This window comes from Aerococcus sp. L_32 (assembly GCF_050689315.1).
Map to the genome: position 1 here is coordinate 1 of NZ_JBOEQF010000502.1, position 1,326 is coordinate 1,326.

At 37.6% G+C, this 1,326-nt stretch carries 2 protein-coding genes; both read left to right on the forward strand.

Annotation, left to right across the window (positions count from 1 at the left end; genetic code table 11):
* Window positions 1–118: 118 nt before the first annotated feature.
* The gene (locus tag ACRCJ0_RS14270) at window positions 119–829 is read left to right on the forward strand and encodes a DNA alkylation repair protein (protein ID WP_431390879.1); all 711 of its coding nucleotides are present in this window, start codon (window positions 119–121) and stop codon (window positions 827–829) included.
* A 97-nt stretch (window positions 830–926) separates the two neighbouring features.
* The gene (locus ACRCJ0_RS14275) at window positions 927–1,271 is read left to right on the forward strand and encodes a hypothetical protein (RefSeq protein WP_003142778.1); all 345 of its coding nucleotides are present in this window, start codon (window positions 927–929) and stop codon (window positions 1,269–1,271) included.
* The last annotated feature ends 55 nt before the right edge of the window (window positions 1,272–1,326 follow it).

A 1,326-nucleotide genomic window follows, 5' to 3' on the forward strand; every position in this document is an offset into this window, starting at 1 on the left:
GACTGGGAAGAGGAATTCAAACGTGCGCCGAATTGCCGAGTTGCAGAGAGGATTTCTAGCCAAGGATTTAAAGACCAATTGGTGAGCTTGTTAGCGGAAATTCAATAGGGAGAATTCGATGGTGAATTGGCAGTACTTAATTGAAGAAATGTATGATCATGCAAGCGATGATGCTGAACCGATGGCCAAGTACCAACGTAACCAGTTTCCATTTCTTGGTATCAAAAGCCAAACGCGCCGGGACATTTTTAAACCCTACCTAAAGGAAGCGAAAGCAGAAGCAAAGTTGTGCTTCATGGAAAATCCTAATCAAGCAATCATTGACTGGGCTTTTGTTGACGAATTTTGGTCATTTTCCGAAAGAGAATTTCAATATATTGTTTGTGATTATTTGAAAGAAATGAAGAAATATTTGCAGCCGGATGATTTACCTAGATTAAAAACATTGATTGTCCAAAAATCGTGGTGGGATTCGGTGGATGCCTTGGTTAAAACAATCGGTTATTTAGTCCATAAGAATCCTGATTTGAAGTCGGAAATGGCGGCGTGGAGCTCATCGGATAATATCTGGTTGAAGCGGACTTCAATGATCCATCAACTGGGGATGAAGGGGCAAACAGATACTATTTTATTAGCTGAAACTTGTGAAAATTGCTTGCATACAGATGAATTTTTTATCAATAAGGGAATGGGTTGGATCTTGCGTGATTATGCGAAAACCAACCAAAATTGGGTGGAAAATTTCTTAAAAAACCATGAGAGTGACTTATCTAACTTAACCTGGCGCGAGGCCACAAAATACTTCTACCTAGAAAAAAACCAGATATAATGCCGTTTTTCAACGGGTAAGCCTTTAAATTATTATTAAAATACAAAATATGGTACAATGGTAATTAGAAGGCGCATGGTTAACTAGGAGGCTATATATGAGTATTAAAGTCACAGATGAAATGCAAGAACTAGTTGGAACTGAATTACGTCGTGGTACAAGTAAGTCGAGAATTGCATCATTACTAGATTTACCCTACGATGAGGCAGTAGAAGTTATTAATACTGTAAAAGAGTCTGTACGACCAGATATAGGAGACGAAATACGCTTCACCTTCCGTGAACGCAACATGGTAGGAAGAATTGAAAAATTATTAACAAACTCAGCAGTTGTTAAAATTTATTGGGATTATTCTGATGAAGAGATGCGAGAAATTTGCGAATCAAAAACAATTGTCAATTTTAAAGACATCGATGAGTATGTTAAAGTGCCTTCTAGCTAATACATACACGTATAAATAGTAAGAAAGAGAGTCGGGGTGAAAATCTCGGCTTTTT